This is a genomic window from Faecalibacterium sp. An58, from assembly GCF_002161515.1.
GTDB classification, from domain to species: domain Bacteria; phylum Bacillota; class Clostridia; order Oscillospirales; family Ruminococcaceae; genus Faecalibacterium; species Faecalibacterium avium.
Genome location: NZ_NFHX01000009.1, coordinates 17,810 through 31,220, shown reverse-complemented (window position 1 = coordinate 31,220; position 13,411 = coordinate 17,810). Strand labels below are relative to the sequence as shown.

Below are 13,411 nucleotides of genomic sequence, written 5' to 3'. Positions count from 1 at the left end.
CAGCAAAGAACGCCGGGCTGTCTGTGGGCAGTCCGGCGTTCTTTGCGCTGCAGGGGGAGGGCGGCGGGCGGATGCAGCTCCTTTCAGCCGGTTCTGCTGTACAGCTGGGATACGGTGCAGAAGGTATAGCCGTTTTCCTTGTACCAGCGGATGATAGCGGGCAGCGCCTGGGCGGTGGTGGCCGTGGTGGCCGAATCGTGCATCAAAACCACACACCGGTCCAGCCCCTGGCTGCCCTCGGTCACATTGCGGCAGACTGCGTCGGCCGAGAGCTTTTGGCCGGTGGCATCTTCGGCACAGACGTTCCAATCCACCCAGCGCAGGCCCTGCTGCTCGGCCTGCTCCTTGAGCTGCTGCATGATGCCGCTGCCGCCGTATTTGTGGCTGACCGTGTTGGTGCTGCCCCCAGGGAACCGCAGGCAGCGGAGTTCTTCGGCGTCCACATAGGGGGCCAGGCGCTGACGCAGCAACTCGATGTCGGCCCAAAAGGCGTCGGCACTGCGGTAGATGTCGCTGTACTTATGGGAGGCGGAATGCAGGGCGATCTCATGACCCGCCTGCTGGGCCTGCTGCACCAGGGGCAGGTACGATTCGTTGGATTCGCTGGCCACTACAAAAAAGGTGGCGGGCACTCCTTCCGCAGCCAGAGCCTCCAGTACGGCGGGGGTGGTGCGGCTGGGGCCGTCATCGAAGGTCAGGCAGACCAGGCGCTGGGGCAGGGGCTGGCTTTGCGGCGGCGACGGCTGAGAGATGGCTGCGGGAAGAAGGCGGACACTGGGCGCCGGGGTCTTCCCGGCAGAGGAACGCGCCGACAGCGCCGCGCCCAGGGCAAACCCTGCTGCTGCACAGACGGCGCCCAGAAGAAGGCAGCACGCCGCAAAACGCCCTTTGGCAAATGAAAACTGCATACCAAAAGCCTCCTTATAAAAAGATCCAGTATCAGGATATGAAGGAAAGAAAATTCTATGAAAGCCTATAAAATCGCTTTCACGCCTTGACTTTGCGCCGGCGGTGTGATATTATAATCAAGCAGTTCAGCGCACGGTGCTTTGACAGCACCGCAAGACAGATATGCGAGGGTGGCGGAACTGGCAGACGCGCACGTTTGAGGTGCGTGTGGGTAACCTTGAGGGTTCAAATCCCTTCCCTCGCACCACAACGGGTGCTCTTGCAGCGTCAGCTGCAAGGACACTCGTTTTATTGTAATAAACAGCGACTTTGTCTTCGTAGCTCAGCTGGATAGAGCACTCGCCTCCTAAGCGAGGGGCCGGCAGTTCGAATCTGCCCGAGGACGCCACAAGACGCAAAAAGCCCGCCGGCAATCTGCCGGCGGGCTTTTTGCTGCCATTGCGGTGTCAGGCTATATGGGCTTCCGAAATGTTTCCGAAATCCGCGCAAGCTATTGCAGGAGTCCGGCATAAGAGATATTCTTGGAATGTACAACTGAATAGAAATGTCTTCGGGGCAGGGTGAAATTCCCGATTGGCGGTAAAGTCCGCGAGCGTGAAAGCGCATGATTTGGTGCGAGTCCAAAACCAACAGTACAGTCTGGATCAAAGAAGATGCATAGGACTCGCGAAACAGAAGCGCAATGTTTTGCGTTCTATCAATGGTTTGACACCCGAAAGGCATTTCCTTTTGGGTGCTGTTTTTGTGAGGGAGGAAGTTTATATGAATGGTAAAACAAAAAAGATCACGGCAGTCGGTATGCTGTGTGCGATTACCTATGTGATCGTAGCTGTGGGGAGAATCCCCGTTGTGCTGTTTTTGCGATACGATCCGTCGGACGTTGTCGTTACTTTGGGCGGGCTGATTTGGGGACCAATGACGGCTTGTATCGTATCGGTTCTTGTGGCAGTGATTGAGATGATAACGGTCAGCGACACAGGTATCTTGGGATGCATCATGAATATTGTTCAAACCCTTTCTTTTGCCTGTACTGCTTCTGTCATTTACAAGAAAAAACGAACTCTATACGGCGCAGTGATCGGTCTTTTTATCGGGTGCGCAGCTATGGTGTCGGTCATGATGCTGTGGAATTATCTCGTTACACCGATTTATATGGGATACCCAAGAGAGGCGGTCGCAAAATTGCTTCTTCCGGTATTTCTTCCGTTCAATTTACTGAAAAGTGTGTTGAACGCGGCCATAACATTTTTGCTGTATAAACCGGTCGTTACTGCTTTGAGAAAAAGCGGCTATGTTGCAGCAGAAAAAGAGACGGTCCATCAAAAACGAAACGGGCTGATTTTACTTGCAGTGCTGACGATTGTTACTTGCGTTTTGGTTATCTTGTCCATGAAGGGCATGATATGAGGAAAGCCATGAAGGAAAAGAAAGATAGGGAAGCTGTTTATACGATAACAGGCGTCGTCGTGCATGGCAGGGGAATTGGAAAACACGTCGGCACGCCTACTGCCAACCTGCAAATGGAAGGGCACGATACCGCACTTGAAACTGGCGTATATGTGTCGAAAGTTTTGTTGAACTGCCATACATATTATGGTGTTACCCATATCGGAACACGACCCACGCTTGACAACGACAAAAACATTTCGATCGAGACGCACATCTTGGATTTTGACAATGATATATACGGATGTGCTGTAACGGTCTGCCTGTATGAAAAACTGAGAGAAGTCAGAAAATTTGATGATTTATCTGCACTGATGGAACAAGTGCAAGCGGACCGATTCCTGGCAAGAAAATACTGGGGCTTGGACCAGATAAACTGCGCCTTATATATGGATGTAAAAAGACATTGTGCCATGCTGGGCGGACAGGAAATATACCTGTCGGTCAATGAATTTGGGGTGCTTTATTTGCTGTATGCATTCCCTCAAACTACCTTTACAAAGGAGGAGATCTACCAAAAGATTTGGCGCGAACCTGCCAACGATCATTTGCACGCGGTAGAAAACACGATCTTCCAGATAAGGAAAAAATTGAAGCCATATGCCAAAGAACATGAATATATCAAAACAGTGATTGGGTATGGGTATAGATTCTATCCCGCTCAGTAAAACCGCCGCTCCGCTCACCCCTGTGCGCCGCCAAAACAAAATGCAGGGACCCCTTCACAAGCCTGTGCTGGGGTCTCTGCATTTTTGAGAAAGAAAAATCGATTCACGCCGTGGGTGTACGGCGGTAAAGCTGTGTCAGGAGATCAGGTGCCGATCTTGGAGAGGGCGTCGTTCACGGCCTCCATGATGCCCTTGCTGGAGAAGGTGGCGCCGGCGGCTGCATCGACTTCCGTGGACTGTGCCGCGATGATGGCGTCGGGGATGGTCTCGAAGGCGGGATCGGAAACGCCTGCGGTCTCGCCGTGGGACAGCACTTCGATCTTGCTGATCTGGTCGCCGTCCATGGTGACCTTGACGCGGATGGTGCCGCCAAAGCCTTCGCCCTCGCCAATGTATTCGTTGTCAGCCAGGGTCTCCTCGGGGGCGGGCTCTGCGGGAGCGGCTTCCATGTAACCAAAGTGGACGTTCAGCAGTTCGGCGGTCTTTTTGGCAACGTCGCCGCTGACGCCGCCGCAGCGGGCCAGTCTCCGCGGATCGCTCATCTCGGTGATGCCGGCTGCGGCCATGAAAGCGGTGACGCTGTCGGCGCAGTTCACGGTTTTGGCGATGGTGGGAGTCTCCGCCGTGATCTCGGGCTGATAGATGGGCAGATTGGTGGAAGTGTACCAGTTGAACAGCTCTTTGGTGATGGCAGAGGCGTCATCCGGGGCGCACATCAGGCCGATGATGGCGGCCGCACCGCCCAGAGAGCCGCACAGGGAGCTGGCGCCATAGCCGGTCTTGCCGTTGACAAACATTTCAGCGGGGATGGCGGTGTAGGGGAAACCCACTTTCTCCTGCAGCTCGGTCAGCAGGGCGTTGGTCACCGCGTAGCAGCAGCCGTTCTCATAGAAACTCTCGTAGGCGAGCTGCTCGACCCGGTCCAGGTCAAATTCACAAGCGGGGTAGGGATGGGCAGGGATCTCGATTTCGGCGTCCGCAGCAGCCGCATCGGCAGCGGGCTGGGAAGAAGCCACCGATGCTGCGACCGAAGAACTGGAAGCTGTCTGCGAGCAGCCTGCGAGGCTGAGGAATGCCAGGCCGCTCAGGGACAAGCCGGTTTTCTTCAGGAACGTTCTGCGGGATTCCAGTTTTGACATGTATAAAACCTCCTTCTAGGCATCAAAACTTTTTAACTATATTGTACGCATTTTGTGGCATTTGTCAACGATAACTTGACGCGCTGGAAAAAACAGCGCAGTCCCGCGCGATCCCTGTGGAGGAGGAGCGGCGCGTTACAGCCCAAAGAGTCGCGCGGCGTCCGGCAGCGACTGGACGGGAAGGCGGAGGCGGCTTTTGTTGTGGGAGGGTCAGTGCTCCAGCTGGCGGAAAAACCGGCTGAAAGCCAGTCCCAGCAGGCAGACCAGCAGACCGCTGGGCAGCAGCACCCAGTGGACGCTGTCCGAGAACCGGTCCAGCAGGCCCCCGTAGAGGATCTGTCCCAGAGGCTGGGCGCAGAGGGCCACAGTATAGACGCAGGACATCACTTTGCCCATCAGCTGCTCAGGGGTCCGGGACTGGATCAGGGTGATGGCATAGGTGGAAAAGATGCTGCCTCCCAGCTGGCAGGCGCAGAAAGCGGCCACCAGCACCAGATACCGTCCCAGACTGCCCAGAGGGAACAAAAAGGCGGCCCCGCCGGGCAGCAGGGGGAACCCCACCAGCAGGATCAGCAGGGTCAGGTGGCGGGGACGCATTTTGCCCGCCAGCAGGGTCACCAGCACGGCCCCCAAAACGGCGGCCACCCCCATGGCGCTCTCGGCTGCGCCGTAATGGTTGGCCGACAGACCCAGCACTGTCCGCACCAGGTAGGGGAAGCCTACTACCACCAGCCCGGTGATCAGCAGGTTGACCAGGGCGGCCAGCACCAGCATGCGCAGGGTGGCGGGCTGTTCCTGCCGCATGAACCGCAGGGTCAGGGCAAAGTCGTCCCGCACCACATCGGCCAGGCGGGATCTCGGGCCGGGCTGGCGGCGGGGCAGCCGGATGAAGCATTCCAGCAGCGCGGTGAGGAAAAAGCACCCGACGGTGGTATACAGCACCGGCCGCAGCCCGACGGCCGTGTAGAACAGGCTGCCCAGAAAGGGGGTCACCAGGGCGGTCAGAGAGGCCACCTGGCTGACCATGGCGTTGCCCCGCAGCACGTTCTCACCGGTGAGCATCTGCGGGACGCAGGCCTGTACGGTAGGGGACTCGAAGGCGGACAGGACCGACAGGGCCACCAGCAGCGCCCCGATCACCCCGATGCCCTGCCCCCGGCCGGGAAAGGCCAGAGCCGCCAGCAGCACCGACAGGCCGGACAGGCTGTCCAGGGCCACCATGATGGCGCGGCGGTCGGCGCGGTCGGCCAGGATGCCGCCAAAGGGGGTCAGCAGGATGGTGGGCAGCATGGCCGCCGCCATCAGCCCCGCAAACAGGGAGGCCGAGCCGGTCTGCTCCAGCACATACATGGACAGGGCAAATTTCAGGGTGTAATTGCCCACCAGCGAGCTGACCTGCCCCAGGATCAGAAAGACAAAGTTGCGGTTGAACAGTTTTTCGCTCATGCCTTCTCCCTCCTTCGCAGCAGGAAACACAGCAGCGCCGTCCCCAGGACGGCTGCCCCCGCGGCAATGAGCCGGAGGGCGCGGCGGTCAAATGGATCGTTGTTCATGGTTCATACCTCCATTGATTCGATGGTGTGGATCAGATCCGCTGCGGCCAGCGCCGTAGGTACGGCAAAGAAAAACAGGCATCCCGCCAGCAGGGCCGGCCGCCCATAGGTCAGGGGAAGGGTCCCGGTCCTGCATCCCCATATAGGCGAGGTGCAGGCGCCCTTTGCAGCTGTACCCTGCAGGTGCAAAGAGGCGCCGTCTGCTGCCTTTTGGGCCGCAATGGCGCGGGCAAAACCACCCTGCTCAAGCTGCTGCTGGGGCTGCTGCGCCCTACCGCCGGGTCGGCGTCCATCCTGGGGCTGGACAGCATCCGGGACCGCCCCGCCCTGCTGCGGCAGACCGGCAGCCTCATCGAGACCCCCGCCTTTTACGACCACCTGTCCGCCGCCGAGAACCGGCGGTGCGGCCGCCAAAGCACTTGGTCAGCCCCCGGGTGGATAGTGTGATGTCTTGCATGGGATACCTCCTTTTATTTATAACATTCATTTGGAAGGTATGTATAGCAGTCAAAAGAAAAAAGGCCTGTGCCACAGCCTTTTGAAACATACCGATCGAACGAATGTATACAGCTCCAAAAACAGCCCCCCGCAGGGGGCAGGATAGTCAGTTCTCATAGATGGAGTCGGGGATCTGCTCAAAGTATTCGTCCACCACCCGCAGCATCTCCTCGTCAAAGAAGGGGACCCCCATTTTCTCCAGCATATCCCCCATAAACAGCATCTTGCGCTTGGCCTGCTCTTTGGTGGCGGGGAAAAGGGAGGGGATCAGCCACAGACTGCTAAGAATGGGCATCAGTTCAGCCAGCTCCCGGGGGTAGTCGGTGTGGATCGAGCCGTCCCGATTGCCCTCCTCCAGAATGGCCTGGTAGTAGGGGGTCAGGATCTGCCGGTTGGATACGATCATATCCACCAGCAGTTCCGGGTTGGGGGCGATGGACAGCTGCTGGATGGTCAGATTGGTGCTGTCCGTATCCGACTGGTGGGCGCGGGCCACCGCCCGCAGTTTTTGCAGGCCGTTCAGGTCGGTGCGGTCCTTCACCACGTCAAAGGGGTTGTTCTGATAAAACAGCCGGTCGCTCACCGCGCTCAGGATGGCTTCCTTGGACTTGAAGTGGTGGTACACCGCTCCTTTGGTCAGGCCGCCCAGCTGGTCCACGATATCCTGTATGGTGGTGTTGTCATAGCCTTTTTCCAGAAACAGGCGCTGGGCCGTATCCAGGATCAGCTGCACCGTTTCTTCCGGGTATTTGTTCCGCGCCATAGACCGGCCTCCCTTCCAAAAACATTCTCTTGGTATGTATTCAGTATACAGGTGTGCGCGCCGTTTGTCAAGACCGTACGGCTCACAGAGGCAGCGTGAAGCCGTAATGGGTGCTGTGCATCCCTTCCCGCTGATAAAAGCGGTGGGCCCCGGCGCGGCGCTGGTTGGTGACCAGCTCGATCTGGGCGCATCCGGCCTGCCGTGCCAGGGCGCACGCCGGTACGGGCGTCAAGCAGCGAAACAATTCGAAAAACTTTTGCGGCGCGGAAGAATCGCCTCTGCAAAACCTATAAAAACACAGGACTCCATTTGGTAAAACTGCGGAATATACTCCAAAACAAGAAAAAGCTCTTGCAATTTATGGACGGTAGAGCTACAATGCAGATAATACCAATGTTTCGTAATGTTTCGTAAAGACGCGGGTGCAAGCGGAACATCCTGTTCGGCAGAATGGAGGAAGCCATGAACAAGCGTGCAAGCGGCATTTTGATGCCGGTCAGCAGCCTGCCCGGCCCTTATGGGATCGGCTGCTTTTCAAAAGAGGCCAGGGCCTTTGTAGACTGGCTGGCCGACGCGGGGCAGACCCTGTGGCAGATCCTGCCGCTGGGTCCCACCAGCTATGGGGACAGTCCCTATCAGTCTTTTTCCACCTTTGCGGGCAACCCCTATTTCATCGACCTGGAGACGCTGGTCCAGGAGAGGCTGCTGTGTGCCGGGGATTGCGCCGCCGCCGACCTGGGCAGCGACCCCACCGACATCGACTACGGCAAACTGTACCGCAACCGCTGGCCCTTGCTGCGGCAGGCCTTTGCGGCATGGCGTGCGGCGGGCGGCCCCGGGGAGGCGGAGTACCGGCAGTTTCTGGCAAAGAATGCGTCCTGGCTGGAGGACTATGCCCTCTTTATGGCCATCAAGGACCGGCAGGGGGGCGCCGCATGGGACCAGTGGCCCGACCCCTTGCGCCTGCGCCGGGCGGATGCCCTGGCCCGGGCCCGCAGCGAATTGGGGGAGGAAGTGGCCTTCCAGCAGTTTGTGCAGTATGAATTCGACCGCCAGTGGAGCCGGCTGAAAGAATACGCCAACAGCAAAGAGATCCGGATCATCGGGGATATCCCCATCTATGTGGCGTTCGATTCCGCCGATACCTGGGCCCGGCCTGAGCTGTTCCAGCTGGACAAGGACGGCCGCCCCACCGGCGTGGCGGGGGTGCCGCCGGATGGCTTCTCGGCCACCGGACAGCTGTGGGGCAACCCCCTCTATGACTGGAAGATACATCGGGCCGATGGGTACAGCTGGTGGATCCAGCGGCTGGCCGCCTGCTTTGAGCGGTACGATGTGGTGCGCATCGACCATTTCCGCGGCTTTGATGAGTATTTCCGGGTGCCGGCCGGCGCCCCCGACGCCAGGGACGGCCAGTGGATGCCCGGTCCCGGCAAAGAATTGTTTGACGCCGTGCGAAAGGCCCTGGGAGACCGTCCGGTCATTGCCGAGGATCTGGGCTATCTCACCGACACCGTCCGTCAGCTGGTGGCGGATTGCGGATTCCCCGGCATGAAGGTGATGGAGTTCGCTTTTGATGCCCGGGATTCCAGCGGCGCAAACGAATATCTGCCCCACAACTACCCCGAGAACTGTGTGGTCTACACCGGGACCCACGACAACGAGACGGTGGCCGGCTGGTTCCAGACCGGCATCACCGATGCCGAGCGGGCGGCGGTCTGCCGCTATCTGCACCGGGCTCCGGATGCAGTGGAGCCTCTGTATCTGGACTTTGTCTGCACCGCCATGGCTTCGGTGGGGCGGTGGTGCATCATCCCCCTGCAGGATCACCTGGGGCTGGACAACCGCGCCCGGATCAATCGACCCTCGACCCTGGGGTGCAACTGGCGCTGGCGCGTGGAAGCTGACGCTCTGACTCCCGAGCTGGCCGCCCGCATCCGCCGGATGTCCGAGACCTATGGGCGCGCCAAACCCATCTCCCAGCCGGAAGAGGAAGAGGATGCCGCCGCAGCCCCGGACCAGGCTGCGGCCGGAAAAAGCGATGCAGAAAAATCTTTGAGATAAAGGAATGGGCGGCGCAGGGATAAGAAAGGAAATGGACCCGCAGCAGGGCGGCACAGTACAACGCTGTGCCGCCCTGCTGCTTTTTTGCGGAAAATGGAAAGGACGCTTGACATTTGGCCGGAATCTGCTATACTGGGATTACGGAAAGCAAACTTTCCATCCGACCGGAAGGAGGTGCTGGATGAAAAACCGTCTTGAAGAACTGCGCAAAGCCCGGGGCATCAAGCAGGAAGAGCTGGCCAGTGCGCTGGAGGTATCCCGCCAGACCATCGGCTCGCTGGAAAACGGACGCTACAATCCGTCCATCCTGCTGGCTTTCCGGATCGCGCGGTATTTTGGATTGACCATCGAAGATATCTTCATCTATGAAGAGGAGGAAAAGCCATGAAAGAAAAACTGCCCTTTCTCATTTACATGGCCGTGGGCGCGGTGCTGATGGCGGTCAGCCTGGCGATCCGCTCCGACTATTACAGCAATCTGGTCTTTTGGATGGGCTTTGGCACCCTTGTGGCCGAGGGGGTGCACCTGGCCCGGCAGATGTGGTGGCAGGCTCCGTCCCGCCAGGCGGCCTACCAGGCCAAAAGGCGGCAGGACCACATCGACGCAGTGGACGAGCGCAAGCAGATGCTGCGGATGCGGGCAGGGTGGCTGTGCAATGCGGTCATGTCCTTTGTCCTGCTGTTCCTGGGACTGCTGCTGGCCCTGCTGCAGGCGCAGGCCTGGGTGATCGCCATGGTGTTTGCTCTGCTTGTGTTCCAATACATCTTGGGCATTCTCATCTATCGCAATTTTGAAAAGAAACTGTAAGGGAGGACAAGACGATGAAGAACTATCGCGATCCGCTGACCGCTGCCCTGGGGGTGCTGCTGGTGCTGGCAGGGCTGTGGCAGGTCAGAGCCGGCGGCAGCGTCCTGGGTTATGTCTGCATTGGGCTGGGCTGCGGGCTGTTCGGCCATGGCACAGGGGAGCTGGTGGCCCGCTGGTCGATGCGAAATGACCCCGCCCTGCAAAAGGAACAGGAGATCCTCCGCCGGGATGAACGGAACGTGGCCATTGCAGACCATGCCAAGGGCCGTGCATTCGATCTGATGACCTTTGTTTTCGGGGCGCTGATGGTGTCTTTCGCCCTGATGGAGGTGGATCTGGCTGCTTTGCTGCTGCTGGTGTTTGCCTACCTGTTTGTAGAGGGATACGCCGTCTATTGCCGCTGCAAATACGAAAAAGAGATGTGAGCAGCCGGACCCAAAAGCGCCCCTTCCTTCTGCGCGGGCAGAGGGGAGGGGCGCTTTGCTCTGCCGCTGGGGCAGAATGCTGCGAAAGAAAGAGACGATCCTGTGCACAACGCCCATTGACGGTTTGCAGGTTATATGGTATATTTTTAACATAAAGTTAGAAATACACCGCATAACAAAGGAGGCGCCTATGCGTTCAAGGTATTATATGGAGGGTTTGCTGGGGCTGCTGTCCCTGCTGGGCTTTGTAGGCATTTTCACGGAGGAAAAATACTTTTTGTCCTTTTTTGCCTTCGCGGTGGACTTCGAATACTTCTTCATCCAGACCGACGAGATGATGGACCGCTACATGGACAAGGCTGCCGCCCGTGCATTCTACTGCGATATGTTCGCCACAGGGGTGGTGACCGCCGGCTGTATCCTGTTTGGGCACAGCCTGCAGCAGGCCATGCTGTATGGCGTCTGCACGGGGTGGGGCCTGGCGGTAGCGGTGCAGGCACTGCTGGTGGCGTATTACCGCACCAGAGAGAGTTTGGGGGCAGGGCATGATCCACAACAGAATTAAGGAATACCGCGCCCGCCGCAGCATGAAGCAGGAGGAGCTGGCGCAGCTGGTCGGAGTGCGGCGGGAGACCATCGGCAACCTGGAAAAGGGCCGCTACAACCCCTCGCTGGTGCTGGCCTGGAACATCGCCAAAGTATTTGAGGTGCCCATCGAGGAGATCTTTACGGTGGAGGACGACTGAGACCGGACCGAAAGGGGAGACGGAAAATGGCTTACTCTATCTAAGAGCTGACGGCTGCAAAAAACCGGCCCCGTGCATTTTAGCGCAGGGCCGGTTTTGTCATCGGATCCGGCGGGTGTACATCCGGATGGGGAGGCCGTCGTCTCCCTGCACCATGCACAGGTAGTTCCAGCCGTACCGTTCATAAAAGAATGTATGGTCGGTGACGAGATAAAGGGTATCGACCCCAAGGGCGGCCATCTCGGCGCAGACCATCAGCAGCAGACGGCCTGCCAGGCCCTGCCCGCGGAAAGGCTCCTCCACATACAGGGCGCAGACATTGGGGGACAGATCTTTGCGGTCGTGGAAGTCGTTTTCGATGACGCCTACCCCGCCGGCGATCTGGCCGTTTTCCCGCGCCAGATACCACTGCGGGACGGCGTCCCTGCCTTGCAGGCAGGCATCGATGCTCTGCCGGTAATCTTCTGCGGGTACGCCCCATTTTTGATGGAACCACTCGGCGGCCTGCGCGGCCAGCTCCGGGTGCAGACGCAGGGGAAGGATCTCCATATACGCTCTCCTTTTTATAACAGGTCAGTTCTTGACGGTCCAGGTCAGGTCCAGCACCGGGCCATAGGGATCAAAGACCAGGCCTTCCACACCGTCGGCCAGAAGCAGCCGCTTCTGCTGGGCGAACAGGGGCAGGACCAGCCCTTCGGCCAGCAGCTGCCGCTCACACTGGGCCAGCAGCTGGCAGCGGACGGTGCTGTTGGCGGCAGTGGTGCTCTGGGTCAGCAGGGTCTCGTAGCCCACGTCGTCGTAGCGGCACAGGCCGTCGGGGCCAAAGCTGCGCAGCAGGGTATACACGCTGCCGTCGGTGCAGGTGACCGGAGCGATGGCAATGGTGTACTCGCCGTCCGCCATCCGGGCGTCAAACGTCTCATCGGGCACCTCCTCGATGGAGAAGAAAAGGGACAATTCCCGCTGCCAGACGCTGTTGATGGATTCCACCGCCTGGGTCAGGCCGGCGCTTTCGGGCACCAGGATGGTAATGCCCATCAGGTCGCTGCTGGTGACGGTCTGGCGGGCGCCCCGGTAGAGGACGTAGGCGTTGCCCAGATCCGGGGCGGGATCGCCGGCGGTCTGACGGTAGTCCACGCTGCCCACCGACAGCCCCTCGGGCACGAGGCCGGAAGCAGGCTGGTAGATGCTGGTGTCCACCGTCAGGGAAGTCGCCTGCCGGGCCGCTGAGACCAGAGCCTGCCGCAGTAGCGTGTTGGACAAGGCGGGATGCTGGCTGTTGAACAGCATACACCAGGTGGTGTCGGAATAGCGGACCGAGCGCAGGCTGGTGGGAGTGCTGGTGTCATCCAGGGCGGCCGTGCAGCGCTCGTTGAGGATCAGGTCCTGGGCGGACTGGGCCGAACCGGTATTCTGCACCAGGCGCAGCGAGTCGATCAGGCCGCCGCTGACGTCCCGGCGCAGGAACAGGCCGCCGGACGTCCAGTTGTACAGATAAAAGCTGCCGCTGGAAAGGGTGGTGTCGCTGGTCAGGCCATAGCTGCCCCCGGTGCTGAGGAAAAACTCCTCGTCACAGGGCATGGCGCCGGGCAGCGCCAGCTTGTGGACAAAGTTGTCGTCCGGCTCGGTGAGGGTGAACACCACCGTCAGGGAGTCGGCGGCCTCCACTCCGATGTCGCTGGGGTCGGCCAGGCCGGCCAGAGCAGCGCTGCCCCCTTCGATGGCCGAAAACTCCACCGCGTAAGGGGAGCGGGTCTCGGGGGAGAAGATGCGCTGGAAGGCGTAGACAAAGTCCTCCGCCGTGATGGCGTAACTGGTGGCCTCCCCGCGGGTGGCCTTGTAGGTCAACCCTTCTTTCAGACGGAAGGTGTAGACCAGCCCGTCGGAGGAGACGCTCCAGCTCTCGCACAGATCGTTCTGGGGATCGCCCTCGGCGTCCAGGCGGACCAGGCCGCCGCAGAGGTTGGTGCAGGCAATGACGTCCGATACGGCCGAAGCTACCTGGGGGTCCAGGTTGGTGGGCAGCTCTTCCACAAACCAGGTGAAGCTGTTGACGCCGGACCCCTGGGTGCAGCCCGCCAGGGGCAGCAGCAGGGCGGCTGCCAGTACGGCCGCCGTCAGCCGAACAAGAAAACGTTTCAAGGTGCAGTTCCTTTCTATCGTGACCGGCGCAGCGGGCCGCCGCGCCGGGATCCTGTATAGCATGATTTATAGGTATGTCATCAGAAAAAGATCCATGCCGCGCAGCCTTGTGCAGACGAGCGGGCGGCCGGAACAAGTCAAGTGTAGCAGAAAGGCCGCGAAAAAACAACAGGGATTTGCGCTCTGTTTTGGGATTTTCGTTGCCAACGGAAGCCAAAAGGGCTATAATAGACCTTGTGTCTGAATCAACC

General features: G+C 59.4%; 16 protein-coding genes, 2 tRNA genes and 1 riboswitch. Of the genes, 11 read left to right on the top strand and 7 right to left on the bottom strand.

Features of this window, described 5'->3' with window-relative positions; translation table 11 throughout:
* Window positions 1-83: 83 nt before the first annotated feature.
* Window positions 84-908: a polysaccharide deacetylase family protein gene (locus tag B5G12_RS07615; protein WP_087324494.1), complete on the bottom strand. Its 825-nt coding sequence runs from the start codon at window positions 906-908 to the stop codon at window positions 84-86.
* Between the two features lie 165 nt (window positions 909-1,073).
* Here B5G12_RS07615 and B5G12_RS07610 point away from each other — a divergent pair.
* The 4 genes from B5G12_RS07610 (at window position 1,074) to B5G12_RS07595 (ending at window position 3,023) form a co-directional block, all read left to right on the top strand.
* Window positions 1,074-1,156 (top strand) — tRNA-Leu (locus B5G12_RS07610).
* 64 nt (window positions 1,157-1,220) lie between these two features.
* A tRNA-Arg gene (locus tag B5G12_RS07605) sits at window positions 1,221-1,297 on the top strand.
* 154 nt (window positions 1,298-1,451) lie between these two features.
* A riboswitch (FMN riboswitch) is annotated at window positions 1,452-1,568 on the top strand.
* 28 nt (window positions 1,569-1,596) lie between these two features.
* The gene (locus B5G12_RS07600) at window positions 1,597-2,316 is read left to right on the top strand and encodes an ECF transporter S component (RefSeq protein ID WP_343286628.1); all 720 of its coding nucleotides are present in this window, start codon (window positions 1,597-1,599) and stop codon (window positions 2,314-2,316) included.
* Between the two features lie 8 nt (window positions 2,317-2,324).
* On the top strand, window positions 2,325-3,023 hold the full coding sequence (locus B5G12_RS07595) for a riboflavin kinase (protein WP_158099697.1): 699 nt from the start codon (window positions 2,325-2,327) through the stop codon (window positions 3,021-3,023).
* Window positions 3,024-3,166: 143 nt separating this feature from the next.
* On the opposite strand, the gene B5G12_RS07590 is transcribed toward B5G12_RS07595, so the two are convergent.
* Window positions 3,167-4,162: a C-GCAxxG-C-C family (seleno)protein gene (locus B5G12_RS07590; RefSeq protein ID WP_087324491.1), complete on the bottom strand. Its 996-nt coding sequence runs from the start codon at window positions 4,160-4,162 to the stop codon at window positions 3,167-3,169.
* Window positions 4,163-4,372: 210 nt separating this feature from the next.
* The gene (locus B5G12_RS07585; RefSeq protein WP_087324490.1) at window positions 4,373-5,608 is read right to left on the bottom strand and encodes an MFS transporter; all 1,236 of its coding nucleotides are present in this window, start codon (window positions 5,606-5,608) and stop codon (window positions 4,373-4,375) included.
* Window positions 5,609-5,742: 134 nt separating this feature from the next.
* Here B5G12_RS07585 and B5G12_RS15165 point away from each other — a divergent pair, with 134 nt between their 5' ends.
* Complete coding sequence (locus tag B5G12_RS15165; RefSeq protein WP_343286627.1) at window positions 5,743-6,162, top strand: ATP-binding cassette domain-containing protein; 420 nt, start codon at window positions 5,743-5,745, stop codon at window positions 6,160-6,162.
* A gap of 157 nt (window positions 6,163-6,319) precedes the next feature.
* On the opposite strand, the gene B5G12_RS07575 is transcribed toward B5G12_RS15165, so the two are convergent.
* Together B5G12_RS07575 and B5G12_RS14635 are read right to left on the bottom strand one after the other, a co-directional pair.
* Window positions 6,320-6,976, bottom strand: a complete 657-nt coding sequence (locus B5G12_RS07575; RefSeq protein ID WP_087228137.1) for a TetR/AcrR family transcriptional regulator — start codon at window positions 6,974-6,976, stop codon at window positions 6,320-6,322.
* An 82-nt stretch (window positions 6,977-7,058) separates the two neighbouring features.
* A complete protein-coding gene (locus tag B5G12_RS14635; protein ID WP_158098298.1) occupies window positions 7,059-7,208 on the bottom strand; it encodes a GNAT family protein in 150 nt (49 codons plus the stop codon).
* 230 nt (window positions 7,209-7,438) lie between these two features.
* Here B5G12_RS14635 and malQ point away from each other — a divergent pair, with 230 nt between their 5' ends.
* The 6 genes from malQ (at window position 7,439) to B5G12_RS07545 (ending at window position 11,018) form a co-directional block, all read left to right on the top strand.
* Window positions 7,439-9,040 (top strand): 4-alpha-glucanotransferase, encoded by a 1,602-nt coding sequence (gene malQ / locus B5G12_RS07570; protein WP_087324489.1) that lies wholly within the window; start codon window positions 7,439-7,441, stop codon window positions 9,038-9,040.
* A gap of 181 nt (window positions 9,041-9,221) precedes the next feature.
* Complete coding sequence (relB, locus tag B5G12_RS07565; protein ID WP_087228139.1) at window positions 9,222-9,428, top strand: type II toxin-antitoxin system RelB family anti-toxin; 207 nt, start codon at window positions 9,222-9,224, stop codon at window positions 9,426-9,428.
* Window positions 9,425-9,847, top strand: coding sequence for a hypothetical protein (locus tag B5G12_RS07560; protein WP_087324488.1), 423 nt, complete (start codon window positions 9,425-9,427; stop codon window positions 9,845-9,847). The genes relB and B5G12_RS07560 overlap by 4 nt, the downstream gene beginning before the upstream one ends.
* Window positions 9,848-9,861: 14 nt before the next feature.
* Complete coding sequence (locus B5G12_RS07555; protein ID WP_087324487.1) at window positions 9,862-10,272, top strand: DUF6442 family protein; 411 nt, start codon at window positions 9,862-9,864, stop codon at window positions 10,270-10,272.
* 190 nt (window positions 10,273-10,462) lie between these two features.
* Window positions 10,463-10,837, top strand: coding sequence for a DUF3796 domain-containing protein (locus B5G12_RS07550; protein WP_087324486.1), 375 nt, complete (start codon window positions 10,463-10,465; stop codon window positions 10,835-10,837).
* On the top strand, window positions 10,818-11,018 hold the full coding sequence (locus B5G12_RS07545) for a helix-turn-helix transcriptional regulator (protein WP_087324485.1): 201 nt from the start codon (window positions 10,818-10,820) through the stop codon (window positions 11,016-11,018). Before B5G12_RS07550 ends, B5G12_RS07545 begins: the two co-directional genes overlap by 20 nt.
* A gap of 99 nt (window positions 11,019-11,117) precedes the next feature.
* On the opposite strand, the gene B5G12_RS07540 is transcribed toward B5G12_RS07545, so the two are convergent.
* Complete coding sequence (locus B5G12_RS07540) at window positions 11,118-11,567, bottom strand: GNAT family N-acetyltransferase (RefSeq protein ID WP_087324484.1); 450 nt, start codon at window positions 11,565-11,567, stop codon at window positions 11,118-11,120.
* A 24-nt stretch (window positions 11,568-11,591) separates the two neighbouring features.
* On the bottom strand, window positions 11,592-13,160 hold the full coding sequence (locus tag B5G12_RS07535) for a peptide ABC transporter substrate-binding protein (protein ID WP_087324483.1): 1,569 nt from the start codon (window positions 13,158-13,160) through the stop codon (window positions 11,592-11,594).
* Between the last annotated feature and the right edge of the window lie 251 nt (window positions 13,161-13,411).

Excerpts from the sequence above, each read along its gene's own strand:
- B5G12_RS07615 (WP_087324494.1), bottom strand. The coding sequence starts at position 908 with ATGCAGTTTTCATTTGCCAAAGGGCGTTTTGCGGCGTGCTGCCTTCTT.
- B5G12_RS07595 (WP_158099697.1), top strand. The coding sequence starts at position 2,325 with ATGAAGGAAAAGAAAGATAGGGAAGCTGTTTATACGATAACAGGCGTC.
- B5G12_RS07590 (WP_087324491.1), bottom strand. The coding sequence starts at position 4,162 with ATGTCAAAACTGGAATCCCGCAGAACGTTCCTGAAGAAAACCGGCTTG.
- B5G12_RS07585 (WP_087324490.1), bottom strand. The coding sequence starts at position 5,608 with ATGAGCGAAAAACTGTTCAACCGCAACTTTGTCTTTCTGATCCTGGGG.
- B5G12_RS07575 (WP_087228137.1), bottom strand. The coding sequence starts at position 6,976 with ATGGCGCGGAACAAATACCCGGAAGAAACGGTGCAGCTGATCCTGGAT.
- malQ (WP_087324489.1), top strand. The coding sequence starts at position 7,439 with ATGAACAAGCGTGCAAGCGGCATTTTGATGCCGGTCAGCAGCCTGCCC.
- relB (WP_087228139.1), top strand. The coding sequence starts at position 9,222 with ATGAAAAACCGTCTTGAAGAACTGCGCAAAGCCCGGGGCATCAAGCAG.
- B5G12_RS07560 (WP_087324488.1), top strand. The coding sequence starts at position 9,425 with ATGAAAGAAAAACTGCCCTTTCTCATTTACATGGCCGTGGGCGCGGTG.
- B5G12_RS07555 (WP_087324487.1), top strand. The coding sequence starts at position 9,862 with ATGAAGAACTATCGCGATCCGCTGACCGCTGCCCTGGGGGTGCTGCTG.
- B5G12_RS07550 (WP_087324486.1), top strand. The coding sequence starts at position 10,463 with ATGCGTTCAAGGTATTATATGGAGGGTTTGCTGGGGCTGCTGTCCCTG.
- B5G12_RS07545 (WP_087324485.1), top strand. The coding sequence starts at position 10,818 with ATGATCCACAACAGAATTAAGGAATACCGCGCCCGCCGCAGCATGAAG.
- B5G12_RS07540 (WP_087324484.1), bottom strand. The coding sequence starts at position 11,567 with ATGGAGATCCTTCCCCTGCGTCTGCACCCGGAGCTGGCCGCGCAGGCC.